We start from the raw sequence: 26,276 nt of genomic DNA, 5'->3' as shown, positions 1-26,276 counted from the left end.
TAGGATTTAAAAATAGTTTCATATTTTCACATCCTAAGCCCTAATTTCTAAGTTCTATTTTGAAAATAACTGTCCTAAAATAATCCCGGCTGCCATAGATACATTAAGGCTTTCTGTAGACTGGGATTTTCCAAATCTCGGAATACTGATACTTTTCTGTAAAAGTTTTTCTGTTTCTGGTCTCATTCCATTTCCTTCGTTTCCTAAAATCAGATTGATCTTTTCCGGTTTTCTAAAAGTATAGATATTCTCCCCTTCCATATCTGTTCCGATGTTTACATTTTCTGTTTCAGAAAGGTATTTCACAAGATCAGTATACACAACATTCACCCGGGTAAATGATCCCATTGTTGCCTGAATTACTTTTGGATTATAAAAATCTACAGTATCCTCACTGCAGATGATCTGTTCAATTCCGAACCAGTCTGCCAACCGTATAATGGTTCCTAAATTTCCGGGATCCTGTATCCCGTCCAGAACCAGCTGTATATTCTTATCCGCCAGCTTTTCTTCCTGAGCAAGATAGCATACTGCTACGGAATCTTTCGGCGTTTTGAGAAAACTGATTTTTTTTAATTCATTTTCAGAGATATGGGTAATGGGAATATCAGTACGGTCCAATTTTTGTGGATCGGTTGATAATATTTCTTTAACTTTAAAGTTAGAATTAAAAAGTTCACAAATGATTTTATTGCCTTCAACCAAAAACAAATTGTATTTTTGTCTGAACTTCTTTTTATCTAAAGATTGTAAAACTTTTATTGTATGAGCTGTAAGCATTATAAGAATTCTCCTCAAAAATATTATAAAATTATCTCATTTGCAACATTTGTTGGTCTCCTTTATGCTTGTAGTACGACAAAAAAAGTTCCTGACGGTGAATACCTGCTTACTAAAAACAGTCTGGAATTTGAGGATAAGAGAGAATTTTTTGATGAGGAACTCAAAGACTATATTCAGCAGAAGCCTAATAAAAAGCAATTCCTTTTCATGCCGTTAAGTCTTCTTCTGTACAATATGGCTACCCCAAAGTACGACACTATACTTAACGAATATATGACCTATCCTGGTGAGATGAGAAATCAAAAGCTGAGAGATTCTTTATTCCTTAAATATAATATGAAAAGCAGTGTAGGAAAAAGTCTGCTTTTTGACCGTTTATTGCACAACTGGGGAACACCACCTGTAATTCTTGATCAGACGCGAAGTGAAAAAAGTGCTGAATCCATTAAGAAAAGACTTACCTACAGAGGGTATTGGGATGCAGATGTAAAATTTAAACATACATTGGACTCTGCTTCTAAAAAAGCCTCTGTCAATTATTTTGTCAGACATAATGATCCTACGCGCATTAAAGATTATTACTATAATATTCCCGATCAGGGGATCAAAGGATACTACAGTTCTTTTCTGAACAAAAGTCTTGTGAGATCCGGACAGATTCTTGATCAGACCGTTCTTGAAAGAGAAGTAACAAGAATTACTGATCTGATGAGAGAATTCGGTTACTATAGATTCAATGCTTCCAATGATGAAGTTTATTTTGTGGCAGATTCTCTTAAAAGCAGAAAACAAGTTCCTTTAACACTGGAAATTCATAAAGATTCCCTGGATACTCCATATAAAATTGCCACATTTGGAAATATTGATGTTGCTATTGTGGACGAACCCGGAGATTATCCTAAAAATACGAAAAAAGACAGTTTACGGAGGATACGATTCCACACGATGAATGATAAGTACAAACTTTCATCTATATGGAGAGCTATTATTCCGGACAGTAAAAAAGTCTTTGATCAAACGAAGCTGGATGTTACCAAGAGAAATCTTTTAGCGATGAACAACTTCAGTATTGTCAAAGCAAGAGATTCTCTGAGACAAGGTGGAATGACCTCCCCTAACGACAGTATTGTTGATATTTTATATGTACTGAAACCACTTCCAAAATATGAACTTAAGGTGGGAACTGATATTAATTATTCTCAGGTGCTCAACCTGGGGATCTCTCCTTCTGTTGACCTTACCACCCGGAATGTTTTCAGGGGAGCAGAAAACCTTTCTACCAGTCTTTCAGGAACATTCGGATCTATAAGAAGTACGAAAGATATCAGCAAAAGAGTGGCTGCTTACGAAATATCAGCACAGGCTTCTCTGAATTTCCCAAGACTATTGTTGCCTTTTAATTATTACAAACTGATTCCTAAACGGTATACGCCCACTTCATCTATTTTGCTGGGAGCATCCATTCAGAACAATATCGGTTTGGGAAGAATCATTTTTAATACGGGATTGAACTATCAGGCCAGTGTAAATGACCAGGTATATCATAAGCTTACATTATTCAATACTCAGGTCAGTCTGACCAAAAATAAAGATGCTTATTATGACTATTTCGTAAACGATGGAAGAGTAAAAGATGAAGTCTTCGGCGATTATTTTAAATTTAACCCAGAAACAGCACAAACCGGACAGGATTATAAAGATGGGAAGCTCAGCGTAGACGAGGTTTCCAAAAAAATTATTGAGAATGATGCTTACCGTGCGAGTCTTAACCAACAGGGAACAGATCTTTTAACAGCATTCAGAGGGACTTTGGTAAACAAAGACAGACAGACCCAGGATGTCCTTATTTCTTCCATGATCTACAACTTTGTATACAGTGAGATTGGAAAAAAAGAATATCCAAATGCATTTTATTTCAATGGAAAAGTTGAGCTTGCCGGCAATATTCTTAGCTTATTCAATAAAAAAGATAATAGCGGCGGAGTTGTTATTGGTCCGCAAAGAACTATTTTCGGACTGCCTTATGCACAGTTTGTCAAATTTGATATTGATACCAGAAAATACTTCAGATTTAACAGAAACCAGACATTGGTGCTTCGCCAGTTTATCGGAGTCGGAATACCGTATGGGAATTCACAGGATATGCCGATCATCAAATCCTATTTCAATGGGGGTTCCAATGATATCAGAGCATGGGTCGCATTTGGAGGGCTGGGGCCCGCAGATTCCCAGGTTGATGAAAGAGTACGTACCTATATGACCGACAACGTAAAGCTTACCACCAACATTGAATACAGGATTCCTTTCAATAAAACCTATGAGGGAGCCCTATTTACCGACATAGGGAATACGTGGAGCCTTCGTAACTACAACGATGGATATGGTGATGAATTTAAATTCGGTAAGTTCTGGAAACAGGTAGGTATCGGAAGTGGATTTGGATTACGATTAAATATTGCCTACGTTACAGCCAGAATTGACCTTGCCTATAAGATCTATGATCCCAATAAACCTGAAGGCGACCGATGGAGAATCAAGTATATCCAGCCTTTCAAACCAACAGTTAATATCGCGTTCGGATATCCTTTCTAATCCGGAGAAACGCCTAAAATAAAATAGACCACAGCAATTACACGGGCGAGGATTTCCCTCGCCTGATTTCTGTAAAAACTTTCTGGTTTTGTGACATCCTGCGCATCAAACCCCAAAGCATTCATATCATTATTTCTTGCAAAAAACAATGCTCTAAGATTGTGGTATCCCTGAGATACAATAATGACATTTTTCTTTTTATAAACATCCTTACAACGAAGAATACTTTTATAGGTATTGAAACCTTTGGGATCTTCCATGATAACATCTTCCGGAACACCTTCCTGATTAATCAGATAGTTTTTCATAGCACCCGGTTCATTATATCCCTTACTCTTCTCTCCACTCACTATAATTTTCTTGATTTTACCATGATGATAAAGAAGAGCTGCGGCATCCATTCTTTTAGTAAAATAGGGATTCGAATTTCCGGATCTCATTTTCGGAGATGTTCCCAGAACGAGAGCAATTTCTCTTGGAGGAATTTTTGAAATTTTGGTATAGGTTCTCCCGTTGGTGAGCCCGAAAACCCACACATTACAGAAGCATATCATCAGAATTCCCAATTCCAGTGATATAAACCCAAGGTTAAATATGTTCTTAATAACTCTCAACTAAGATCAAAGTTAAGCTTTATTTTTTTACTTTTCACAATAGACATACAGGCTAAAATATGTCCCTGCTCTTCCTCTTTTTCGGTAAGATACTCGTTTTCCAGCAGTTCCACATCCCCTTCCTCTAAAGAACATTCACAGCTCCCACAAATTCCGGACTTACAGGAGTAAGGTACAGGGAAATTCTGAATCAAAAGCTGCTGCAGGATTTTATCCTTATTATCAGGAAGCTGGGTGTTATATTTTTTTCCCAGCATGGTAAATTCAACTTCTATATTTTCAATAAGAGGAAATTCTTTTTCTACGGGATAAATAGTATCATTAAATTCTTCAAAAAGTTCAAAATGAATATTCTTTTTTGGAATTCCATGGTGGTAGCAGGCATTGGCTAATGTCTTGATCATTTCACCTTTTCCGCAGATCAGCACTTCATCTACGGCATCCCAGATTGTAGATTCTTCGTCTGTATCATCCAAATGAAGAATCTGATTGATAATAAGGTTCAGTTTCTTTTCATCCAGACGGCCGTAGAAAAACTGATCGGCGATTTTCTCCTGTGAGAAAAAGTAAAATATCTGAAGCCTGTCTCCGCATGTTCTGGCAAGACTATCCAACTGATCACGATATACCAGATCATCCGAGCTTTTATTTCCAAAAAATAAAAATAAGCGGGTTCTGGGTTCGTTATGAAGGATATTTTTAAAATGACTTAAAATAGGAGTAATTCCAATTCCGGCAGCAAAAGCAACAATAGTCCTGAACTCACTTGGTTTAGAAACAAGCGTAAATCTTCCGGCCGGTTCACTTACCCATAAAACATCCCCCACATTGTAGTTTTGAAATAACTGAAAAGTAGCTCCTTCAGAAGAGTTAATCTTTATTCCCAGACCTATTTTTTCTTCATAGGGTGCCGAAGTCATTGAATAATCATTAATAACCTCTTTCCCATGTGACTGAAATTTTATACTGACGAACTGCCCGGCTTCAAACCTGAAATTTTCTTTTAGATTCTCAGGAATATCAAACTCCAGAGAAAAAGTATTTTTGGTCAGCTCTTCCTTTTTCGCTATTTTTAACGGATGAAACTGTATCAGTTTCCCTTTATAGATTTGTTGTTCCATAACTTCAATTCAAAAATAGATAAAAAATAATTTATGAAGAAGATAATTTTATCCACGTTACTTCTTGCGGCACTGTACAGCTGTAAAAAAGAAGGTCAGAAAGTTGAAAATACAACTGCCTCAGATTCACTTTCTGTATCTCAAAATACGGAATCTATAGAAAGTACTGTACTCCCTAAAGAGCTTTCCCCTGAAACTGTAAGCCAGCATTTAGCAAAAAGCAATGACACTTTATATATTACCAATTTCTTTGCAACATGGTGTGGACCATGTATGAGGGAGATTCCAAGTTTCAAAAGCAAAATGGAAGAATTAAAAGGAAAGCCTGTAAAATTTACTTTCATCAATCTTGATGAAAAAACTGAATGGGCCGGTGCTGTTAAGAATTTCGCCACAGAAAATAAACTGGGAGGCAGTATTGTTTTACTGGATGGACAAAAATTGGATCAAAACTTCTTCCATAATAACTTTAAGCAATGGGACGGAGGTTCTATTCCTTTTACTTTCATGAGAAAAGGTAATAAAACTGATGAATATCTGGGAATGATGACGGAAGAGGTACTGAATTCAAAAATTGATTCTTTCTTAAAATAAAAACAGACTGAACGCTTTCTGAATCATGTCAAAAAGATTTAAAATCCTGAGTTTATTATTCGTGATTGCCATTATCATAAGTGCGGTCATTAATCTGAACACGGGATTTTTAAGTTTAAATATCCATGATTTCTTTCAGGATTCAGCTCACAATCAAATTGCTGAGATCCGTATCAACCGTGTTCTGGTTATGATGCTGGCCGGAATTTCAATTCCTACTTCAGGTTTTCTGATGCAGGAATATTTTCAAAACCCGCTGGCCGGGCCTGATATACTGGGAATAACATCGGTTGCCAGCCTGTCTGTCGCTTTTTACATCTTCTTTTCTCACAATATTCTGCTGCCAGAGTTTTTACAGAATAGCTTCCTGAGTTTATCGGCCATTGGCGGGAGTTTATTGCTGATGCTGATATTACTGTCTATGTCCAATAGATTTCAGGATAAATCATACCTTATTATTTTCGGGTTTCTTGTATCTGCCTTTGCTGGTGCTATTGTATCGTTGCTTCAGTTTTATGCAGAGAATCAAAGTCTTAAAAACTATATTTTATGGTCTTTCGGAGCGAATAATATGGTGACCAGAAACCAGATTTATGTACTTTTCATCCTGGTTTTTATTGGCATATTTATCTGTTTCAAAGCAATAAAGCCACTTATAGGAAATTCTCTGGGCAATGCTTATGCACAAAGTTTAGGAGTCAACCTGAAACGGCTGAAATTCTTAATAATAGTTGCGTCTTCTCTCCTATCAGCTTCTGTTACTGCATTTTTGGGCCCGATCTTATTTATTGGAATTATTGTTCCCCACTTTTGCAGACTGGCTTATAACCCATCCAAATTATGGCAGCAATGGATCCTTAATATGTTACTGGGAACACTGATCATGCTGCTTTTTTCTGTCATTGCTGAAAAAACCCAGATTCCTCTCAATGTAATAAGCTCAGTATTTGGAATTCCTGTCATTTTGATGATGCTTTTGAAACAGAATAAAGTGTAATTTTTTTTGTTGGATAAACGCAAAGACGCAAGAAACTTTTAAATCCTATATATTTTTAAGACGCAAAGATTTTATCTACGATAAAATTGAGCACTGCATATTTTAATTCACAAAAAAATTACCATATCCTTGCTGAAAATATTTGATTTTCTTGCGCCTTAAAATATACAAACTGTATAAAAAACTTTGCGTCTTTGCGCTTACCCAACAGTACACTTAAATAAAAATTTTAAGACATGATATCCTTTCCCTAACAATTCTTATATTTAGGTTCAACAAAACACCACAAATGACAGAAAATGAAATTTCAAAAATTGTTTTTGAAACAGACTTAAAGATTCATAAAAAGCTTGGAGCAGGACTTTTTGAGCATGTATATGAAGAATGTATGTTCTATGAATTGACAAAGTCAGGGTTTCTTGTGGAAAAACAAAAATTACTTCCAATCATTTATGAAGATTTGAAAATAGAAAATGCTTTTAAACTTGACCTGATGATTGAAAATAAAGTAATTCTGGAAATAAAAACAGTTGAGTATATATCACCTGCTCATAAAGCACAACTTTTGACTTACTTAAGAATGACAAACTGTAAATTGGGGCTATTACTCAATTTTCAATCCGATGTTTTCAAAAACGGAGTAACAAGAATTGTAAACAATTTATAAAATAAAACAGGATAAAAATTTGACAAAGTCAAATTCCTTGCGCCTTAAAACATTATTTTTGTAAAATAATTTGCGCCTTCGCGTGTAACCAACAAAAGTATGCACCTACAGATCAAACAGGCAGATATCGGCTACAATACAACTTTAATTTCCAATGCCAATGCGGATTTAAAGCTTGGTGATGTATGCCTGCTGATTGGTAATAATGGTGTAGGAAAAACAACGCTTATCAAGTCTATTCTTCACCAGCTTCCTTTACTGGATGGTGAAATCTCTATTAATGGCAAAAATGTGAAGAGCCTTTCGGTAAAGGAAATTGCAGAAAACATTGCCATCGTTTTTTCAAAGTCAGTAATACCGCAACATTATACAGTTGAGGACCTCATTTCCCTGGGAAAGTACATTTACTATCCTTTTTATTTTGAACTAACAAAGCAAGACCGCGAAGAAGTTGCCCATATTATTGAAGAACTGGACTTAAGTCAATACCGATATACCCTTCTTAAAAACCTGTCAGACGGAAATCTGCAGAAAGCATTTATCGGCCGTGCCATTACCCAAAACTCTCCTATCATTATTCTGGATGAGCCAACAACCCATCTGGATGAAAAAAACAAAATCATCATTCTTAAAACCCTGAGAAAACTGGCCAAGGATCAGAATAAACTTATCCTTTTTTCTTCCCATGACTGGCGATTAGCCAAAGAATTTGCAGACAAGATCTGGTATGTAAAAGAAAACCATCTCTATTCGGGAATTGTTGAGGATATTTTGCTTCAGCATGATGAGCTTACCAATGCATCCTTATTTCAAATTAATGAGACTTTTATTCCGCCCTTCATCTCAGCACCACAGTTTCATAAGGAAATGCTGTATTCTCTGCTTCAAAAAAACTTTCAAAAAGACCTGTCTGACCTGAATTTTGAATTTCAGGACCCATTTTGGGTAATCACTAAAGATTCCGCTCATTACCAATGTGAATCTTTTGAAGAAATCACTAAATTAATTTCAAACATTCATTAATACTAGGTTTTCTTTGATTAATTCACATACTATGCATGCATAGTATTATGCTAATCATACAATTTAATCTATTTACTATCAGGTTATTAACAAAATTTAACGTTAATAAATATTATGCATGCATAATATTTATTAAATTTGGGTAAAACCATTGACGCAAAAATGATGGATAATAATAAGGAAAAAATAGAAAACGTAGATTTGATTTTAAAGCAGACCTGGCTGGCTGTTTCAAAAATGTACACAGAATTAGCTCAGGAACATGATTCAACGGCTGTACAGGCCCTTACTCTTCTTAAAATTGATCCTAAAGAAGGAACCCGCAGTACCAATCTCGGTCCAAAGATGGCAATTGAGCCTACTTCTTTAACGAGAATCATCAAACTTCTGGAAGATAACGGATATATCTATAAGGAAAAAACAACCACCGATAAAAGAGAGGTTATCATTAAACTTACAGATAAAGGGTTAAACTCCAGAAATATGTCTAAAGAAGTCGTTGTCAACTTTAATAAGAAGGTGATGGAAAAGATCTCCCCTGAAAAGATGGAAACGTTCAAAGACGTCATGAGCGAAATCATGAAAATAGCAAACGAATTATTAAATAACAGAAAATAAATTATGATGAACCTTTCGGTTCTATCTAATCTTCTCAAAATAAAAATTTACATATGAAAAGAAGAATCAAACATGTAACGGTTCTTGGTTCAGGAATTATGGGAAGCGGTATCGCTGCTCACTTCGCCAACATTGGTGTTGAAGTATCACTCTTGGATATTGTTCCTTTTGAACTTACTGAAGCTGAACAGAAAAAAGGTTTGACCAAAGATGATAAGGCAGTAAGAAACAGAATTGCTTCCGAAAACTTTGAAAAACTTAAAAAAGCAAGTCCTGCACTTCTTTATTCACCAAAGTTTGCAGACAGAATCAAAATCGGAAATTTCGATGACGATTTACCGAAAATCAAAAACACAGACTGGATCATTGAAGTGGTAGTAGAAAGGCTTGATATTAAAAAGTCTGTATATGAAAAGATTGAACAGTTCAGAAAACCGGGAACATTAATTTCTTCCAATACATCCGGTATTCCTATTCACCTGCTGACAGAAGGACGAAGTGAGGATTTCAAGAAATACTTTGCCGGAACGCACTTCTTCAATCCGGTAAGATATCTTCCGCTTTTAGAAATTATTCCTACAAACGATACTGATCCTGAGATCATTGATTTCTATATGAATTATGGAGCGAAATTCTTAGGTAAAACGACCGTTTTAGCGAAAGATACGCCTGCTTTCATCGCCAACAGAATCGGAGTATTCTCTATGATGGATCTTCTTCATAATGTACAAAAATTAGGACTTACGGTTTCCGATGTCGATAAATTAACAGGTCCTGTCATTGGACGTCCGAAATCGGCAACGTTCAGAACAGCTGACGTAGTAGGGCTTGATACTTTGGTAATGGTAGCCAACGGAGTTCGTCAGAGCGGTGCTGAAGCCAATGATTTCAATGATGTTTTTGCCCTTCCTCCTTATATCCAGAAGATGATGGATAACAAATGGCTGGGTTCAAAAACAGAACAAGGATTCTATAAAAAAGTGAAAAATGCAGAAGGAAAATCTGAAATTCACGGATTAAACCTTGATACTTTAGAATATGAACTGCAAGGAAAATCATCATTCCCCACTCTGGAATTAACGAAATCTATTGATAAGCCGATTGACAGATTCAAAGTGCTGATCGGTGGTAAAGATAAAGCTGGCGAATTATACAGAAAATCATTAGGAGCATTATTCGCTTACGTCTCGCACAAAGTTCCTGAAATCTCTGACGAAGTATACAAAATTGATGATGCTATGAGAGCAGGATTCGGATGGGAAAACGGTCCATTTGAAATCTGGGATGCAGTAGGTGTTCAGAAAGGTATTGAACTGGCTAAAGATGCAGGATATGAGGTTTCTGACTGGGTAAAAAATGTGGAAACATTCTATAAAGTCAATGACGAGGGACAAAGCATTTACGTTGATAAAAACTCAGGAGAATACAACAAAATTCCTGGCCAGGATGCTTTCATCATTTTAGATAATATCAGAAAAAACAAAACGCTTTGGAGTAACTCAGGGGCTGCCATTGAAGATTTAGGAGATGGTATCATCAATTTTGAGATCCGTTCAAAAATGAACTCCCTTGGAGGCGAAGTTCTGGATGGATTGAACAGAGCCATTGATTTAGCTGAAAAAGAATATGATGGATTAGTAATCGGAAATCAGGGGGCTAATTTCTCTGTAGGTGCTAACCTTGCCATGATCCTAATGATGGCCATCGAACAGGATTGGGATGATTTGAATATGGCTATCGCTTACTTCCAGAAGTCTATGATGAGAGTACGCTACTCTTCTATTCCTGTAGTAGTTGCTCCTCACGGAATGACTCTAGGTGGAGGTTGCGAAATGACCATGCATGCAGACCGAGTGGTTGCCGCTGCAGAAACGTATATCGGACTTGTTGAAACCGGAGTTGGGGTAATTCCTGGCGGTGGCGGTACCAAAGAGCTTACCTTAAGAACTTCCAGAGAATTCCACAATGATGATGTTAAGAATAACAGACTTCGTGATGCGTTCATGAACATTGCAATGGGTAAAGTTGCCACTTCTGCTTATGAAGCTTACGATATGGGAATCCTTGAAAAAGGGAAAGACATTGTCTCCGTAAGTAAAAACAGACAGATTGCTGAAGCTAAAAAAGTAGCAAAATTATTAGCAGAACAAGGATACACCCAGCCAATTGAGCAAAAAGTAAAAGTTCTTGGTAAAGACGCATTAGGAATGTTCTATGTAGGAACAGACCAAATGCTAACCGGAAACTATATTTCTGAACATGATAAGAAAATTGCAGATAAACTGGCCAACGTAATGGTAGGCGGAAATCTGTCTGAACCGACAGTTGTTACAGAACAATATCTGCTGAATCTTGAAAGAGAAACATTCCTTCAGCTTTGTGGAGAAAGAAAAACTCTGGAAAGAATTCAGTACATGTTACAGAATGGAAAACCGTTGAGAAATTAATTTGTACAATGTCGGATGTAAAATGTAAAAAGTATTGACATGCATAATTTCAGGGAGTTGGAAGTTTGGAAGAAGTCAATTTTGCTTTGTAAGCATTATTATATTATTTCTAAAGACTTTCCAAAGGATGAATTATTCGGATTGACTTCGCAGTCAAGAAGGAGTCTTTATTCAATTCCCTCAAATATTGCTGAAGGAGCCGGAAGAGATACCAATCCTCAGTTTTGTCAGTTCTTAAACATTGCATTGGGATCTTCATTTGAATTTGAAACCCAGATCATTATTGCTCATGATTTGGAATTCATTAAAAAAGATGATTTTGATTTACTCATATCCGAAATTAAACATGTTCAAAACATGATAATCAAATTAAAACAAAATTATTCAAAATAACGTACACTGTACATTTTACATTGTACATAATACATTTTACATAAATGAAAACAGCATACATAGTAAAAGGATTCAGAACAGCAGTAGGAAAAGCGCCAAAAGGTTCTCTGCGTTTTACACGTCCTGATGTCATGGCGGCTACCGTTATTGAAAAATTAATGGCTGAGCTTCCGCAATTAGATAAAAACAGAATTGATGACCTTATCGTAGGAAATGCAATGCCTGAAGCTGAACAAGGGCTGAATGTTGCACGTCTGATCTCTCTGATGGGATTAAATACCGATAAAGTTCCGGGAGTTACCGTAAACAGATACTGTGCTTCAGGAAGTGAGGCGATTGCCATTGCTTCTGCAAAAATTCAGGCTGGCATGGCGGATTGTATCATCGCAGGTGGTACTGAATCTATGTCATATATTCCGATGGGAGGTTATAAGCCGGTTCCTGAAACAGATATCGCAAAAACAAACCCTGATTACTACTGGGGAATGGGTTATACTGCTGAAGAAGTAGCAAAACAGTATAACATTACAAGAGAAGAGCAGGATCAGTTTGCATTTGAGTCTCACATGAAAGCTTTAAAAGCCAATCAGGAAGGAAAATTTGCCAACCAGATTGTTCCGATTCCTGTAGAATATAATTTCCTTGACGAAAATCAGAAACTTCAGAGTAAAAAATTTGATTTTTCAGTGGATGAAGGCCCAAGAGCTGATACTTCTTTAGCAGGTTTGGCAAAATTAAGACCTGTATTTGCCAACGGAGGAAGTGTAACTGCCGGAAACTCTTCTCAGATGAGCGACGGAGCTGCTTTCGTAATGGTAATGAGTGAAGAAATGGTAAAAGAATTAGGCCTTGAACCGGAAGCAAGATTAGTAGCCTATGCAGCTGCAGGTCTTGAGCCAAGAATCATGGGTATGGGACCAATTTATGCTATTCCAAAAGCGTTGAAACAGGCAGGCTTAGAATTAAAAGATATAGAACTGATCGAGCTTAATGAAGCATTCGCATCTCAATCGGTTGCTATCAAAAAAGAATTGGGCTTAAATCCAGATATCTTAAATGTAAACGGAGGAGCTATTGCTCTTGGTCACCCACTGGGATGTACAGGAACAAAACTGACAGTCCAGCTTCTTGATGAAATGAAAAGACGCGGTAACAAATACGGAATGGTTTCTATGTGTGTAGGAACCGGACAGGGAGCGGCTTCTATTTTTGAACTTTTATAATTGTATAATGTCCGTTGTACAATGTATAAAGTATTAAATCTTACATAATAATAATTTCATAAAAAAGTACAATGTACATTTTACATTATACTTTTTACAAAAAATAAAAAAAACAGATATGGCTACATTAAAAGGCGGGGAATTCCTGATCAAACAAATTCCAGCAAATGAAATTTTCAGTATTGAAGAACTGAATGAGGAGCAAAAGATGCTTCGTGATTCTGCAAAAGAATTTATCGACAGAGAGGTAGTTCCTCAAAGAGAACGTTTTGAAAAGAAAGACTACGCATTCACGGAAGAAACAATGCGTAAGCTTGGTGAAATGGGCATGTTGGGAATTGCAGTTCCTGAAGAGTACGGAGGTCTTGGAATGGGATTCGTGACCACAATGCTAGCGTGCGACTACCTTTCCGGAACAACAGGTTCACTGGCAACTGCTTACGGGGCACATACAGGAATAGGCACCCTTCCTATCGTTCTTTATGGAACTGAAGAGCAGAAGAAGAAATATCTTCCGGATTTAGCAACCGGGACCAAATTCGGAGCTTACTGTCTGACAGAGCCGGATGCCGGTTCTGATGCCAACTCAGGAAAAACAAGAGCAAAACTTTCCGAAGACGGAAAACATTATATCATCAATGGACAGAAAATGTGGATCTCCAATGCAGGATTTGCAGATACATTTACATTATTCGCTAAAATTGATGATGATAAAAATATCACAGGATTCGTAATCAACAGATCTGAGCTTGAAAACCCCGGAAGCTTAACTTTCGGTGAAGAAGAGCACAAATTGGGTATCCGTGCATCTTCTACCCGTCAGGTTTTCTTCAATGATATGAAAATTCCTGTAGAAAATCTTTTGGGTGAAAGAAACAATGGTTTTAAAATCGCATTAAATGCCCTGAACGTAGGCCGTATCAAATTGGCTGCAGCATGCCTTGATGCTCAGAGAAGAATCTTAAACCACTCTATCCAGTACTCTAACGAAAGAAAGCAGTTTGGGGTATCCATCTCTACTTTCGGAGCCATCAGAAAAAAATTGGCTGAAATGGCAACCGGAGTGTTCGTAAGTGAGGCAGGTTCTTACAGAGCGGCAAAAAATATTCAGGATAAAATTGACGAGCTGGTAGCAGGCGGATTAAGCCACCAGGAAGCAGAATTGAAAGGAGTTGAAGAATTTGCTGTAGAATGTTCGATCCTTAAAGTATTCGTTTCTGACCTTGCTCAGCATACTGCAGATGAAGGAATCCAGGTATACGGAGGAATGGGATTCTCTGAAGATACCCCTATGGAAGCAGCCTGGAGAGATTCAAGAATTTCAAGAATCTATGAAGGTACCAACGAAATCAACAGATTATTAGCAGTAGGAATGCTTATCAAGAGAGCAATGAAAGGTGAATTGGATCTTTTATCTCCTGCAATGGCAATCAGTAAAGAACTGATGGGTATCCCTTCATTTGAAGTTCCTGATTATTCAGAATTCATGAGCGAAGAAAAAGCGATTATCGCTAACCTTAAGAAAGTGTTCTTAATGGTTTCCGGAGCAGCTCTTCAGAAATACATGATGGACATTGAGAAACAACAGCATTTATTACTGAATGCATCTGAAATCCTGAATCAGATCTATATGGCAGAATCTGCTGTATTAAGAGCAGAGAAACACTTCTCTCCTGATTCTGTGGAAGCAGCAATGGCTCAGCTTAACCTTTACAAAGCTGTTGAGAAAATCATCACCGCTGCTAAAGAAGGAATCGTTTCTTTTGCTGAAGGGGATGAGCAGAGAATGATGCTTTCAGGATTAAGAAGATTTACCAAATATACCAACCATCCAAATGTAGTAGCGCTTACTGAAAAAGTGGCAGCTCATTATATTGAAAAAGGAGCTTATTAGTCTTTAATAACATAAATTTGATTCAAAACACCTCATTTCTTTGAGGTGTTTTTGTTTTTTACCCTCAATTATTATTACCACCATTGAATTTTCCGCCATCTCCTGACATTATTCAGAAAAATTTATTATTTTTATTTTAAATTAATTAACACATGAAAATATTATTATTTCCCCTTTTCTTTATTTCAGCGGCTCTTACAGCCCAACAAAAGGAAAAGCTAATTCCTGTTCCCAAATCAGATACCATTAACATTGTAAAGAATGGAAAACTGCCGGGATACTTTTCATTGAAATCGGATCAACCACGGAAAGAACTGTATAAGATACTGACAATTTCACCAAAGGACTCTACCCTCTATCTGGCCTTAAAGGAACCTTCAAAGGATTATTTACAATATAAGATCTTAAATGCCATCACGCCTGACAAACTCCAGGTGAATCCCCAAAAAACAATACCATCAAAATAACACAACATCAAATTAAAACTATTATCATGGGAAAATTTATTATCTCTAAAAGAACAAACGGAGACTTTCAGTTCAACCTCAAAGCAGGAAACGGCCAGGTTATTTTAACGAGCCAGGGATACAGCACAAAACCCTCCTGCGAAAATGGAATCGGATCTGTAAAAATCAATTCACAGGAAGATTCAAAATTCGAAAGAAATACAGCTAAGGATGGCAGATGCTATTTTAACCTTAAAGCAGGTAACGGACAGATCATAGGAACAAGTCAAATGTATGAATCTGATAACGGTATGGAAAATGGAATAGAATCCGTAAAAAACAATGCTCCGCATGCCCATATAGAGGATGAAACAAACTTATAAAATCATCTGAAATATTCTCAATAAAAATGCCTTACTTTTTAAGGCATTTTTTATTTTTGTACTCTATTTTTCATTAGAAATGACAAAAGAAGAATTACTGAATAAAGCAATCAAAATTGCCGATAAGGCTCATAAAGGACAAACCGATAAATACCATGCTCCATACATTTCCCACGTAATGCGTGTGATGAATTACGGTAAAACACTGGACGAAAAGATCGTTGGGGTACTGCACGATGTTGTGGAAGATCATCCACAGGAGTTTAGTCTTGATTATTTAAGATCTGAAGGGTTTCCTGAATATATTATTTTCGCCATCAGCTGCCTTACGAAACTTGATCCTGAAGAAGATTATGACGAATTTATCAAAAGAACTGAAAGATCCCTCCTATCTGTTGCCGTAAAACTGAATGACCTGCGTGACAACATGGACCTCAGAAGAGTAAACAGAGAACTTACGCCTAAGGATATTAAAAGATTCAATAAATATTTGAAAGCCTATCGTTATCTGATAGAGAAATATTAATAAAAAACACATGACTAATAACCTACCCAAAATTTCATCAGCTTATCAATCCAAGCTGATTTCTGCTATTGTATCTATTTCAGTTTTTTTCCTGATCTATCTGGTACTTATACTCGCCTCTTTGCTCATGATATTCTTATTAGGATATGGAGCCATAAAAATGCTGAGTGTTTCTGTCAATTATTTTACAGTTTTGGGAGCTGCAGGACTGTTGAGTGTAGGAATTTTTGTTTTTATATTTCTTGTCAAATTTATTTTCAGAAAAAACCATTACAGTACACGCCATCTGCTGGAAGTTAACAGATCTCACCAGCCTGAACTGTTTGCTATCATTGACGAAATTGTAGCTGAAACAAAAGTGAAGGCTCCACAAAAAGTTTTTCTTTCTCCGGATGTAAATGCCAGTGTAAGCTATAATTCTATTTTCTGGAGCATGTTTCTGCCTGTTAAGAAAAATCTAACGATTGGCGTTGGGTTAATCAATACTACAAGCGTAGGAGAATTGCGGACAATTCTGGCTCACGAATTCGGGCATTTCTCTCAGAAAAGCATGAAGGTCGGCGGTTATGTGAACCAGGCTGAAAAAATAATTTTTGAAACGGTTTACAATAATAAAGACTACGAAAACTTTATCATGGAATTTTCGGGAGGGAATGCTATTTTTAAAATTTTTGGCCTGATTTCAGTCAGTTTCATTAATGCATTTCAATCTGTTCTTAAAAGTATGTCCAATTTCCTGTTCAAAAATCATGCATCTCTGCAAAGAGAGATGGAATACCATGCAGATGCTATTTCAACCTATATTACCAATGCTGAGGAACAGGCTTCATCATTGTTAAGACTGGAATTAAGTGATTTGGCATTTAATCATTCTTTTAATTTTTACGTTGAAAGTAATCAGAAATACCTCCCAAAAGATCTGTATAAGAACCAGATTTCCTTAATGAAAATTTTATCAGAAAGGAATAACCACCCGTATGTAAATGGGCTTCCGAAAATAGATGCTGAAGATCTTAACCGCTATAATAAATCCAGAATTGAAATTGAAGACCAGTGGACATCGCACCCTGATATTTTAAAAAGAATTGAAAGAATTAAAACAAACAAAACCAGAAATACAGCAGCAGATCACAGGTATGCAAGAGAAATAATCAGCGGATTTGATAAAATCTGCGAAATCATGACCTCAAAATATCTGACTTTACGCACAGTAAAAAATGTAGGTGAAGTCATAGAGGATGAGACTTTCATCAGGCTTTACCTGGATAATAACATCTATCAGACCTTTAGTTCAAATTTCAATGGTTATTACGAAAGGCACAACCCTGTTATAGAAAATATTGAATCTGTCATTTCCGACGCTTCTTCTCATGATGATGCTGATCTTTTCAGTGACAAAAAAATATCTTTAGTCTACGAAAAATCAGGAATAGAGAATGACATCCGGACCCTGCAATATCTGGCTTCCTATCCGAAAGAAATAAAAACATTCAGGTTTGATGGCAGTTTATATAAAGCGAAAGAGGCAGCAAACCTTATTCCTGATCTGGAAAATGAATTAAAGAGAGTAAAAGAAGAACTTCTGGAAAATGATAAAGCAATTTTCCGGCATTATTATCATATTTCTGATGAAAATATCAAGAAAGATCTTCTTAACAGGTATAAAAACTTCGCAGTAATAGATAGAGAATTTGATGATTTTCAGAAAAGCCTTAATGAATTTACCATATATCTGCAATTCATGGCGGTCACTTTGCCTTTTGAGGAAATCCGCAAACACAGAGCCAAGCTTTTGAAAGCAGAGGAAACTTTTAAACAAAAGACCAAAGAGCTGATTGAAAATTCAGCGTATAAAGAAGCTTTAACCATTGAGGATAAAATTCTTTTACAGGAATTTGTAAAGTCTGAGTATATCTATTTTAATAAAGACAAATACCTTGAACATGAAGTAAATGCAATCTCATTAGTAATTGAAAAGTACCAGGCATTACTGAATGATCATTATCTTAATGCTAAACTGAACCTGCTAAATTTCCAGGCAGAATTAAGCAGAAATTAATCCGCCCCCGGGAAATCGTAAGTCTTCGTATGATGTTCTGTTCCGTCGATGTTAATGTTTAACGCAAGGTAAATAAAATGCAAATTTCTGTTTCCTTTTGCTTCAAATTCACGCTGCCACAGATATCCGCTTACAATACCAAAATAGTCATCAATCTGATAGCCGAAACCGCCATAGACTCTGTTTCTGGCGAAAGTAGGCTTCATCGGGGAAACAAAGAAAATCTCATCATACGCATTGGCAAAAACAGTTCCTTTCTTAATGGTTTTGGCATTTAAGGGAACACTCACGTTCAGACGGTATCTGTAACGCATTCTCTGGGAGGTCTGATCTGTTTTAGGCTCATAAAACCAGCTTTTTTCGGCACGAAAACGGTTTTCAAATTTCACGATGCCTTTTTTAAGATCAATGACATCCTGAAGCCACACCCTGAATTCTTCTCTGCTTAAACTATGATCTTTATAATTGACATATCTTCCCAGTCCCACAAAAGGCTTGTGGTTCTTGGTGAGATTGTATCCTAATCCACCTTTTATTTCGTAATAATCCGGATAGGTATAATCTTCGTTGCCACGCATCTGACCTTCAGCATAGAGGAAAAACTTCGGATGAAACTTATAGGTCAGGGTTACTGCATTGAAGCTGGAAACGTGTTCCTGTGCTTTAAAAAAAGATATTCCAAGTAATAAACCTAGGCCTATAAGACGTTTCATAAAAAATTTTTGCAAATGTAAATTTTTTAACAATTTGTTAATATTAACTTTTATTCATATCAAATTAACATCTACTTAATATTAATTGTATAAGAAAATCCAATGTGGAACCACCTTTGCGGCATTGCTACTCCAAAAGCTTCTGTGTATTGTGTATTCGTAATATTGTTAATCAGCACATACACAGAGTAATCTTTTTTGGCAAAACTCAATTTTTCATCAAGCAGATTATAGCTGCCTAGATTTACCCTTTCATTATACCTGTATACCAGCTCATTCGTGAAGCTTTTCAGGAATTTTAATTCTAACTTAGAAACCAGCTGATGCTTCAGATTATCCAGTATATATCTTGAAACCAAGCCATTGGACTGTTGGAATTTACTATCCAGGTAGGTATACCCCAACGTATATTTTACCCACTCAGCAGGTCTGTGGCTCCACTCCATCTCTACTCCTCTGGTTCTGATGTCTCCTACATTTTCTGCCAACCATATTTTATCATTCAGGTCTTTTTTTACCCAGTCAATAGAATTGCTGGAGTTTCTCAGGAACCCGCTTACTTTGGCTAAGATCTTACGATTCTGGTACTGGTATCCAATTTCTGAAGACACTGCATTTTCCGGATGTAAATCAGGATTTCCCTGTTCCGTTTTGCTCATATAGTACAAATCTGTAAAAGTAGGAATACGGTGTACTTTTGCGATATTTCCATACACTTTATGATTAGGGTTAAAGTTGTATCCTACATCAAGCCCCGGATAAAAGAAATTTCCTTCCTTAGAATAATTAGCCCAGGAAACCCCCGGACTGATGTTCAGCTTTTTATCCAGTAATGAAAAATGATGCTCAAAGAAAACCTGGGAAACAAAACGGTTTCTATCCCCTAAATTGCTGCTCGCCAGAAGCTCTTTTCTAAGTTCAACTCCTATTCCGGTTGTCCCCAATCCCCATTGGTAGCTGGAATTCACTTCTCCACCTACATTATTTCCGATATGCATATTTCTGTATAATCCGGGATTCCATCTGTCATAAAGGTACATGTCCTGTCCTCTTCTCCAATATATATTAGAGTTAAGTTTAAGGTTACCGAAAGTCTGCTGGTGAGCTACGCTTACAATAGAAGCCTGAGTTTCCTCATACTGTTTTGTAGCGTCTTTGGAAGCATAAAAACCATTGGCTCCGAATTTCTTTTCCGAAAAGCCTGCTTGTACTCTTAAATCTCCGTTTTTAATATTCAGTTTTCCCTGGTAAAATACATTTCTGATCTCATAATCGGTATTGAACATATAACCTTCTGAAGACGCTGAATTGGCCTGAAGAGAACTGGTAAACCTGTCATTTCCAATCTGCGCATTGAATCCAAGGCCATAAGTACTGTAGTCTCCTCCATCTGCACTGATCTTCACTTTTTTCCCGGGGGCAGCTTTCGTAATGATATTGATAACACCAGCATAGGCATTTTGCCCGAAACGTCTCGCAGCCGGTCCTTTTATGATTTCTATTCTTTCTACATCATCCAGATCTACAGGGATATTCATATTATTATGTCCGGTCTGGGAGTCATTCATCCGGATTCCGTTCAGAAGCAGAAGAACCTGCTCAAAAGAACTTCCCCTGAAACTGATATCACTCTGCACCCCATTAGCTCCTCTCCTTCTGATATCCATTCCCGGTACCTGCTGAAGAATTTCATCAATGCTTTTAGCCGGAGAATTGATAATATCTTCTCTGGTAACGACACTGATATTCTGATTGGCACTTTTATAAGGTGTAGAGATAAATTTCCCCTGAAATTCAATGCTTTCAATATCCGTTGTCTTTTCCTGTGCATGTATCCAAAGTAAAGATCCCAGAAAAAAAGCACTTCCTATCTTTTTGATCATAATTGTTTCCGTAGTTTTTTTAACAGAGTCCAAAAGTAAGGGAGTTCACCAAGACAGGCAAATGATAGTTGTCATAAAAAAAGATGCAACATTAAGCTGCATCTGTGTGAGGGAGTAATTTCTATCTTTTTCTCATTAAATGTGTAACTAGATCTCTGAATAATTTTCTCATTTCTATATTACATATTTACAGGTACAATTTTAAATAATTTTATAATATAAAACAATAGTTAAATAAAAAAACACAACATATTAAAAAAATTAAGTAAAATCCTGTAAAATAAACCATAAAAATAAAAATAAGTCAACAAAACAGGCTTCTTTTTCGTATTTATTGAAGGTAAAATTTTGAATTTACCGATGTAATTTAACATTCACTAAAGAATTTTTAACATTAAGATATTCATCAGATTTTCACTAAAAATTCGTAATTTTGTGGGTCTTAATTTTACGATGAAAACATTCTTTTTCAACTGTATTTTTTAACAGCATTCTAAAAAAAATGCTGCAATAAAAGGGCAGGAGAATTCAGGAATATATTGAATGGTTCAATTGATGACAGCCCTGGAATATTCTGAGGCAAAACACCATTATACTGCAGGCTTTATGGCTCTACAGTTACTTTTATGAATAAACAAAATATGGCTAACACAACAGAAATAGACATAAAGAAACAGATTTTCGTTAAGAATGCCCATCTTAACAATCTGAAACATATAGACGTCCTGATTCCGAAGAACAAACTTATTGTTATTACAGGGGTTTCAGGAAGCGGTAAATCTTCTTTGGCTTTTGATACTATTTACGCTGAAGGACAGAGAAGATATGTGGAAAGCTTAAGTTCCTATGCCCGTCAGTTTTTGGGAAAACTGGAAAAGCCAAAAGTAGACGATATCAAAGGACTTGCTCCGTCTATTGCGATTCAGCAAAAAGTCATTTCATCCAATCCACGATCTACCGTAGGAACATCTACAGAGATCTATGATTATATGAAGCTTTTGTTTGCAAGGATTGGGAAAACTTTTTCTCCTGTTTCCGGGGAAGAAGTCAAAAAAGATTCGGTTTCGGATGTGGTAGATTTTATCAAAGCATCCAAAAAAGACAGTTCTTTCCTGCTCACAGCGCCATTGGAATATGATACCGATAATTTTAAAGAGACTTTAAACGTTTTAAAATTGGCAGGTTTCACAAGACTTGAAATCAATGGAAATGTAGCAGGCATTGAAGATCTGGAAAGTTTTGGTTTTACACCTGAAAAAGGAATGACCATCAATCTTGTAATCGACCGTTTCTCGTATGAAGAAGATGAGAGCTTTTTACAGAGACTTGCAGATTCTATTCAAATGGCATTCTACGAAGGACGCGGCTATTGCTCTTTAAAGAATACGGATACCGGAAAGGTGAAAGAATTCTCCAATAAGTTCGAGCTGGACGGAATGGAATTTCTTGAACCGAACGTCCATTTTTTCAGCTTTAATAACCCTTATGGAGCATGCCCTGCATGTGAAGGATACGGAAAGGTAATCGGAATTGATGAAGATCTTGTCGTTCCCAACAAAACCCTGTCCATCTACGAAGATGCGGTTGTCTGCTGGAGGGGGGAAACCATGAGTGAATGGAAAAAAGATTTCATCAAAAAAGCGGGTGACTTCCCTATCCATAAACCTTACCATCAGTTAACAAAAGAACAGAAAAACTTCCTTTGGAAAGGTGATGGAAGGAGTAATTTCCCCTGCATCAATAATTTCTTCAAAATGCTTGAGGAAAACCTCTATAAAATCCAGTACAGAGTAATGCTTTCCCGCTACAGAGGAAAAACTCTTTGCCCAACATGCGAAGGATTAAGACTTCGTGAAGAAACAAGCTGGGTGAAAGTAGACGGGCATAATATCCAGTCGATGATTGAACTTCCTCTGGACGAACTCGCTCCGCTGATTAATGGATTAAAGCTTTCTGAGCACGATAAAGAGGTTGCAAAACGATTATTATATGAAATCACTACCCGTTTGGAATTTTTATTAAAGGTAGGATTAGGATATTTAACCTTAAACAGGACTTCCAACACTCTTTCGGGAGGGGAAAGCCAGAGAATCAACCTGGCAACAAGCTTGGGAAGTTCATTGGTAGGTTCTATTTATATCCTGGATGAACCTTCCATCGGACTGCATTCCAAAGATACTGAAAATCTTATTGAAGTATTGAAAAATCTCCGCGACCTCGGAAATACTGTTATTGTGGTAGAACATGACGAAGATGTCATGAGGGCAGCAGATTATATTATTGATATTGGTCCCGAAGCAGGTTATCTTGGTGGCGAGCTGGTATTTGCCGGAGACTATAAAGATCTGAAAAAAGCCAGCACACTTACTTCAGAGTACCTTACCGGAAGGCTGAAGATAGAAGTTCCGGAAAAACGCAGAAAAGCAAAAGAATGGATCCACATCAAAGGAGCGCGTCAGAATAATCTTAAAAATATCGATGTAGATGTTCCTTTGGAAAATCTTGTCGTAATTTCCGGAGTTTCAGGAAGCGGTAAATCTACTTTGATGAAAGAGATTCTTACCAATGATATTCAGATCCAGCTGGGAATGGGTGGTAAAAAAGGAGATTATGATTCTGTAGAATTCCCAAAAAAACTGATCAAGAATATTGAACTGATTGATCAGAATCCGATTGGGAAATCATCCCGTTCAAATCCTGTAACCTACCTGAAAGCTTACGACGATATCAGAGATCTTTTTGCCAAACAGAAAGTAGCCAAAATGATGGGATATAAGCCTAAACATTTTTCTTTCAACGTAGATGGCGGACGATGTGATGAGTGTAAAGGAGAAGGTGTGATCAACGTTTCCATGCAGTTTATGGCAGACATCGAACTTGAATGTGAAGTTTGTAAAGGGACACGGTTCAAAAATGAGATCCTTGAAGTGAAATTTGATGAGAAAAACATCTCAGATATCCTTCATATGACTGTGGATGAAGCGTTGGAATTCTTTAAAGATAACAATGAAGAAAAAATTGTAACAAAACTGAAACCCCTTCAGGAAGTAGGTTTGGGCTATCTTCAGTTGGGACAAAGCTCTTCTACCCTTTCCGGTGGTGAGGCACAACGTGTGAAGCTGGCTTCATTCCTAGTAAAAGGGGTAACAACAGACAAAACTTTATTTATCTTTGATGAGCCGTCTACAGGACTTCACTTCCATGATATTCAGAAGTTATTGAAATCATTACAGGCGTTGATCGATCTTGGACACTCAGTGATTGTTATTGAGCACCAGCCTGACATCATCAAATGTGCCGATTATATTATCGACATCGGCCCTGAAGCAGGAAAACATGGCGGAGAAGTTGTTTTTACAGGAACCCCTGAGGATCTGACCAAAAACAAAAAGTCCTATACGGCAAAATATATCAAAGAAAAGCTTGAACAATAAGTAGAATCGGCTGTTTTTAAAAACAGCCGATTTTTTATTGAGATTTCTTTATCTTTATTAAACCATTACAAAAATTATTTTTATGCCCTGGAATCCTGAATTATATGATCAGTACAAAGATGTGCGTTACAAATCTTTTTACGATTTGGCAGCATTAATTAAACCTGAAAATAATATAAAAGCTATTGACTTAGGCTGTGGAACCGGAGAACAAACCTCCATTCTGGCAGAGAAACTGACAGGTTCTACATTCACAGGAATTGATTCATCAGCAGAAATGCTTGAAAAATCGAAGAAGTATGAAAATGAAAACCTGCATTTTAAGCTTCAGTCCATTGAAGAAGCAGCCCAGTCTGACCAGAAATGGGATCTCGTTTTCAGTAATGCTGCTTTACAGTGGGCAGATGATCACGAAACTTTATTTCCAAAGATCATTGGATTACTTTCACAGAATGGTCAGTTAGCCATCCAGATGCCTGTACAGAATGAAAATGTTCTTAACCAGATACTGATGCAGATGGTGGATGAAGAACCTTATGTTTCTTATTTAAATCATTTTAAACGTAATTCTCCTGTGCTTTCAATGGATGATTATGCACAGATATTATTTGATAACCGAATTCAGGATATAGAAATCTTTCAGAAAGTTTATCCAATCATTGCAGATGATCACGAAGCTTTATATGCCTTTATTTCCGGAACAGCACTATTACCCTATCTGGAGCGTCTGGAAGGAGAACAGAAAGAAAAATTCATCCGCGATTTTAAATCCCGTATAGCTCAAAGGTTTACAAAATATCCGGCCATTTATGCATTCAAGCGTATTCTGATGTATGGATATAAGAAATAAAAGATCTTTATCTGTTAAATAAGCTGTCACTATTTTGTGACAGCTTATCTTTTAGCATTCTTTAATTTTCAGATTGAGATTTTTTAAACTTTTATATTCATTATTTTAACCACAAATCGAAGATTCAACGAAGTCAAAAAGGCGCAAAAGTTTTAAACACTTAAGTTTTTTGAGAACCAAACCTTATGCGTAATAAGCACACCTAAGTTTTGTGAAAATCTTTGATTTTCATCTTAGGTGAACTTTTCTGCGGCATCATTTTAAACTTACTTGAGTGTTTTAAAATGACAACTTTTTGACTATGGTGGTTTTGTAAGGTTTAAACAACTTTATTATATAAAAACGGACTCTTCCGTATATAATCTGAATTTTCAATCTGGGAAACCAAAAAACCGGCAAGATCTGCAGCACTTATATTCTCCCCCTTACAATCTGTCAGGTTTGCTTCCGTTGCGAAATTTTCATCTGTAAGATTGATTAATGGTAACCTTACCAAAGTCCAGTCCAGATTACTTTCCAGAAGGAGTTCGTACTCTTTCTGTTTATCTGCAGTGGTTTCAGGGTAATTTTGATACATCCAGTCTGTAGCCATCTTTACCTTTTCATTCTTTTGGTCAGATGGCGTATTGACACTTAAGCCCGTAGTTACAATATAACGGCTTATACCCAAATGGTTCATTACTCTGATAATATTTTTTGCAGCATCGCTGAATATAGACTTCTCTCCTTTTGGCTGACCTAAAGTACTTATTACAAGATCGGTCCCCTCAATCAATTTATAGATTGCTGTTTCATCCCTGGCGTCCCCTTTTACAACTTCAATTAGCTGACTTTCAAAGGATTGATTTTCAGGACATCTTACTAAAAGTTTTAGCGAATATCCCTTCTCCAGAAGATGTCGCACCAGATATTCTCCGGATTTTCCGGTTCCGCCGATAACGGCAATTTTATAAGTATTCATAATGAATTTTTTAATATTAAACATTAATCCTCAACAGCTATAAATACTGCTGATA

At 36.7% G+C, this 26,276-nt stretch carries 22 protein-coding genes; 16 read left to right on the top strand and 6 right to left on the bottom strand.

Features of this window, described 5'->3' with window-relative positions; genetic code table 11:
- Positions 1-54: 54 nt before the first annotated feature.
- On the bottom strand, positions 55-780 hold the full coding sequence (locus AC3FI7_RS02435) for a TrmH family RNA methyltransferase (protein WP_142722482.1): 726 nt from the start codon (positions 778-780) through the stop codon (positions 55-57).
- Between AC3FI7_RS02435 and tamL the strand changes: the two genes are divergently transcribed.
- The gene (tamL, locus tag AC3FI7_RS02430) at positions 766-3,375 is read left to right on the top strand and encodes a translocation and assembly module lipoprotein TamL (RefSeq protein ID WP_291898168.1); all 2,610 of its coding nucleotides are present in this window, start codon (positions 766-768) and stop codon (positions 3,373-3,375) included. The two genes, AC3FI7_RS02435 and tamL, sit on opposite strands and share 15 nt — an antisense overlap.
- On the opposite strand, the gene AC3FI7_RS02425 is transcribed toward tamL, so the two are convergent.
- The gene (locus AC3FI7_RS02425; RefSeq protein ID WP_142722480.1) at positions 3,372-3,989 is read right to left on the bottom strand and encodes a SanA/YdcF family protein; all 618 of its coding nucleotides are present in this window, start codon (positions 3,987-3,989) and stop codon (positions 3,372-3,374) included. The genes tamL and AC3FI7_RS02425 overlap by 4 nt on opposite strands.
- The gene (locus tag AC3FI7_RS02420; protein WP_142722479.1) at positions 3,986-5,110 is read right to left on the bottom strand and encodes a ferredoxin--NADP reductase; all 1,125 of its coding nucleotides are present in this window, start codon (positions 5,108-5,110) and stop codon (positions 3,986-3,988) included. Before AC3FI7_RS02420 ends, AC3FI7_RS02425 begins: the two co-directional genes overlap by 4 nt.
- A 33-nt stretch (positions 5,111-5,143) precedes the next feature.
- Here AC3FI7_RS02420 and AC3FI7_RS02415 point away from each other — a divergent pair, with 33 nt between their 5' ends.
- The 13 genes from AC3FI7_RS02415 to AC3FI7_RS02355 all read left to right on the top strand — a co-directional run bounded on the left by AC3FI7_RS02415 (position 5,144) and on the right by AC3FI7_RS02355 (position 18,380).
- The gene (locus AC3FI7_RS02415; RefSeq protein WP_491461304.1) at positions 5,144-5,704 is read left to right on the top strand and encodes a thioredoxin domain-containing protein; all 561 of its coding nucleotides are present in this window, start codon (positions 5,144-5,146) and stop codon (positions 5,702-5,704) included.
- 25 nt (positions 5,705-5,729) lie between these two features.
- On the top strand, positions 5,730-6,701 hold the full coding sequence (locus AC3FI7_RS02410; RefSeq protein WP_343658247.1) for a FecCD family ABC transporter permease: 972 nt from the start codon (positions 5,730-5,732) through the stop codon (positions 6,699-6,701).
- Positions 6,702-6,990: 289 nt separating this feature from the next.
- The gene (locus AC3FI7_RS02405) at positions 6,991-7,368 is read left to right on the top strand and encodes a GxxExxY protein (protein WP_491461303.1); all 378 of its coding nucleotides are present in this window, start codon (positions 6,991-6,993) and stop codon (positions 7,366-7,368) included.
- Between the two features lie 99 nt (positions 7,369-7,467).
- Positions 7,468-8,391 carry an ABC transporter ATP-binding protein gene (locus AC3FI7_RS02400; protein WP_491461302.1) on the top strand — a complete coding sequence of 308 codons (924 nt, stop codon included), beginning with the start codon at positions 7,468-7,470 and terminating at the stop codon, positions 8,389-8,391.
- A gap of 165 nt (positions 8,392-8,556) precedes the next feature.
- Positions 8,557-9,009: a MarR family winged helix-turn-helix transcriptional regulator gene (locus AC3FI7_RS02395; RefSeq protein WP_041461799.1), complete on the top strand. Its 453-nt coding sequence runs from the start codon at positions 8,557-8,559 to the stop codon at positions 9,007-9,009.
- A 53-nt stretch (positions 9,010-9,062) separates the two neighbouring features.
- Complete coding sequence (locus AC3FI7_RS02390) at positions 9,063-11,456, top strand: 3-hydroxyacyl-CoA dehydrogenase/enoyl-CoA hydratase family protein (RefSeq protein ID WP_343658245.1); 2,394 nt, start codon at positions 9,063-9,065, stop codon at positions 11,454-11,456.
- 39 nt (positions 11,457-11,495) lie between these two features.
- Complete coding sequence (locus AC3FI7_RS02385) at positions 11,496-11,849, top strand: four helix bundle protein (protein ID WP_291898180.1); 354 nt, start codon at positions 11,496-11,498, stop codon at positions 11,847-11,849.
- A gap of 44 nt (positions 11,850-11,893) precedes the next feature.
- The gene (locus tag AC3FI7_RS02380; RefSeq protein WP_142722472.1) at positions 11,894-13,072 is read left to right on the top strand and encodes a thiolase family protein; all 1,179 of its coding nucleotides are present in this window, start codon (positions 11,894-11,896) and stop codon (positions 13,070-13,072) included.
- Between the two features lie 118 nt (positions 13,073-13,190).
- Positions 13,191-14,966 carry an acyl-CoA dehydrogenase FadE gene (locus AC3FI7_RS02375; RefSeq protein WP_142722471.1) on the top strand — a complete coding sequence of 592 codons (1,776 nt, stop codon included), beginning with the start codon at positions 13,191-13,193 and terminating at the stop codon, positions 14,964-14,966.
- Between the two features lie 152 nt (positions 14,967-15,118).
- Positions 15,119-15,433 (top strand): hypothetical protein, encoded by a 315-nt coding sequence (locus AC3FI7_RS02370; protein ID WP_291898182.1) that lies wholly within the window; start codon positions 15,119-15,121, stop codon positions 15,431-15,433.
- 26 nt (positions 15,434-15,459) lie between these two features.
- Positions 15,460-15,795: a YegP family protein gene (locus tag AC3FI7_RS02365; RefSeq protein WP_142722469.1), complete on the top strand. Its 336-nt coding sequence runs from the start codon at positions 15,460-15,462 to the stop codon at positions 15,793-15,795.
- Positions 15,796-15,874: 79 nt separating this feature from the next.
- Positions 15,875-16,321, top strand: a complete 447-nt coding sequence (locus AC3FI7_RS02360) for a phosphohydrolase (RefSeq protein WP_491461301.1) — start codon at positions 15,875-15,877, stop codon at positions 16,319-16,321.
- 10 nt (positions 16,322-16,331) lie between these two features.
- Complete coding sequence (locus tag AC3FI7_RS02355) at positions 16,332-18,380, top strand: M48 family metallopeptidase (protein ID WP_491461300.1); 2,049 nt, start codon at positions 16,332-16,334, stop codon at positions 18,378-18,380.
- Here AC3FI7_RS02355 and AC3FI7_RS02350 read toward each other — a convergent pair.
- The gene (locus AC3FI7_RS02350) at positions 18,377-19,093 is read right to left on the bottom strand and encodes a DUF2490 domain-containing protein (protein WP_343658243.1); all 717 of its coding nucleotides are present in this window, start codon (positions 19,091-19,093) and stop codon (positions 18,377-18,379) included. The two genes, AC3FI7_RS02355 and AC3FI7_RS02350, sit on opposite strands and share 4 nt — an antisense overlap.
- A gap of 71 nt (positions 19,094-19,164) precedes the next feature.
- Entirely contained in the window at positions 19,165-20,976 is a 1,812-nt protein-coding gene (locus AC3FI7_RS02345) for a TonB-dependent receptor plug domain-containing protein (RefSeq protein WP_491461299.1), read from the bottom strand.
- 641 nt (positions 20,977-21,617) lie between these two features.
- Here AC3FI7_RS02345 and uvrA point away from each other — a divergent pair.
- Complete coding sequence (gene uvrA, locus AC3FI7_RS02340; RefSeq protein WP_142722465.1) at positions 21,618-24,410, top strand: excinuclease ABC subunit UvrA; 2,793 nt, start codon at positions 21,618-21,620, stop codon at positions 24,408-24,410.
- A gap of 82 nt (positions 24,411-24,492) precedes the next feature.
- Entirely contained in the window at positions 24,493-25,260 is a 768-nt protein-coding gene (locus tag AC3FI7_RS02335) for a methyltransferase domain-containing protein (protein WP_491461298.1), read from the top strand.
- A gap of 319 nt (positions 25,261-25,579) precedes the next feature.
- On the opposite strand, the gene AC3FI7_RS02330 is transcribed toward AC3FI7_RS02335, so the two are convergent.
- Complete coding sequence (locus AC3FI7_RS02330) at positions 25,580-26,221, bottom strand: NAD(P)-dependent oxidoreductase (RefSeq protein WP_142722463.1); 642 nt, start codon at positions 26,219-26,221, stop codon at positions 25,580-25,582.
- Between the last annotated feature and the right edge of the window lie 55 nt (positions 26,222-26,276).

The organism is Chryseobacterium sp. TQ-BC-N36 (assembly GCF_058382295.1).
The sequence above is the reverse complement of the archived record's forward strand: the minus strand, read 5'-3'. Positions and strand labels throughout refer to the sequence as shown.

Coding starts and splice junctions, on each gene's coding strand:
- tamL (WP_291898168.1), top strand. CDS start 766: ATGAGCTGTAAGCATTATAAGAATTCTCCTCAAAAATATTATAAAATT.
- AC3FI7_RS02435 (WP_142722482.1), bottom strand. CDS start 780: ATGCTTACAGCTCATACAATAAAAGTTTTACAATCTTTAGATAAAAAG.
- AC3FI7_RS02420 (WP_142722479.1), bottom strand. CDS start 5,110: ATGGAACAACAAATCTATAAAGGGAAACTGATACAGTTTCATCCGTTA.
- AC3FI7_RS02415 (WP_491461304.1), top strand. CDS start 5,144: ATGAAGAAGATAATTTTATCCACGTTACTTCTTGCGGCACTGTACAGC.
- AC3FI7_RS02410 (WP_343658247.1), top strand. CDS start 5,730: ATGTCAAAAAGATTTAAAATCCTGAGTTTATTATTCGTGATTGCCATT.
- AC3FI7_RS02405 (WP_491461303.1), top strand. CDS start 6,991: ATGACAGAAAATGAAATTTCAAAAATTGTTTTTGAAACAGACTTAAAG.
- AC3FI7_RS02400 (WP_491461302.1), top strand. CDS start 7,468: ATGCACCTACAGATCAAACAGGCAGATATCGGCTACAATACAACTTTA.
- AC3FI7_RS02395 (WP_041461799.1), top strand. CDS start 8,557: ATGGATAATAATAAGGAAAAAATAGAAAACGTAGATTTGATTTTAAAG.
- AC3FI7_RS02390 (WP_343658245.1), top strand. CDS start 9,063: ATGAAAAGAAGAATCAAACATGTAACGGTTCTTGGTTCAGGAATTATG.
- AC3FI7_RS02385 (WP_291898180.1), top strand. CDS start 11,496: ATGCATAATTTCAGGGAGTTGGAAGTTTGGAAGAAGTCAATTTTGCTT.
- AC3FI7_RS02380 (WP_142722472.1), top strand. CDS start 11,894: ATGAAAACAGCATACATAGTAAAAGGATTCAGAACAGCAGTAGGAAAA.
- AC3FI7_RS02375 (WP_142722471.1), top strand. CDS start 13,191: ATGGCTACATTAAAAGGCGGGGAATTCCTGATCAAACAAATTCCAGCA.
- AC3FI7_RS02370 (WP_291898182.1), top strand. CDS start 15,119: ATGAAAATATTATTATTTCCCCTTTTCTTTATTTCAGCGGCTCTTACA.
- AC3FI7_RS02365 (WP_142722469.1), top strand. CDS start 15,460: ATGGGAAAATTTATTATCTCTAAAAGAACAAACGGAGACTTTCAGTTC.
- AC3FI7_RS02360 (WP_491461301.1), top strand. CDS start 15,875: ATGACAAAAGAAGAATTACTGAATAAAGCAATCAAAATTGCCGATAAG.
- AC3FI7_RS02355 (WP_491461300.1), top strand. CDS start 16,332: ATGACTAATAACCTACCCAAAATTTCATCAGCTTATCAATCCAAGCTG.
- AC3FI7_RS02350 (WP_343658243.1), bottom strand. CDS start 19,093: ATGAAACGTCTTATAGGCCTAGGTTTATTACTTGGAATATCTTTTTTT.
- AC3FI7_RS02345 (WP_491461299.1), bottom strand. CDS start 20,976: ATGATCAAAAAGATAGGAAGTGCTTTTTTTCTGGGATCTTTACTTTGG.
- uvrA (WP_142722465.1), top strand. CDS start 21,618: ATGGCTAACACAACAGAAATAGACATAAAGAAACAGATTTTCGTTAAG.
- AC3FI7_RS02335 (WP_491461298.1), top strand. CDS start 24,493: ATGCCCTGGAATCCTGAATTATATGATCAGTACAAAGATGTGCGTTAC.
- AC3FI7_RS02330 (WP_142722463.1), bottom strand. CDS start 26,221: ATGAATACTTATAAAATTGCCGTTATCGGCGGAACCGGAAAATCCGGA.